This is a genomic window from Photorhabdus stackebrandtii, assembly GCF_011189495.1.
Classification (GTDB): Bacteria; Pseudomonadota; Gammaproteobacteria; order Enterobacterales; family Enterobacteriaceae; genus Photorhabdus; species Photorhabdus khanii.
In genome coordinates, this window is the sequence record NZ_PUJV01000194.1 from 1 (window position 1) to 347 (window position 347).

A 347-nucleotide genomic window follows, 5' to 3' on the forward strand; every position below is an offset into this window, starting at 1 on the left:
CCATAGCCGTATTGATGGCAGGCACTTTTATGCCGTTCATCAGCGCCTTGACTATCGGGGAGTTTACCTTACTCGCTAGCGTCGAACCGAGGGAGGCCAAATCGGCACTCATACCAATCACCGCGGTACTAAAGCGCAGCAGACTCGTATAGGACGGTCCGGGCTGTAACGGGTTGTTGCGGGCATAGTCTGTCTGCGTGAGCACGTCCGCCAGGGTAAAAGCATTTAGAAACAGGCTGGTGCCGGTCAGTGAGGAGTCAAACAGTAAACCAATGGACGGTTTACCGGCACCGTCTAAGGTAAAAAGCTGAACCGGCGAGTCTGCAAGGGTCTTAACGGCGGGCAGG

General features: G+C 55.0%; 1 protein-coding gene. It reads right to left on the minus strand.

Translation table 11 applies throughout. The features are described 5' to 3' along the window. On the minus strand, positions 1-347 hold a 347-nt coding region (locus tag C5470_RS22295; protein WP_166291960.1), incomplete at both ends, for a hypothetical protein.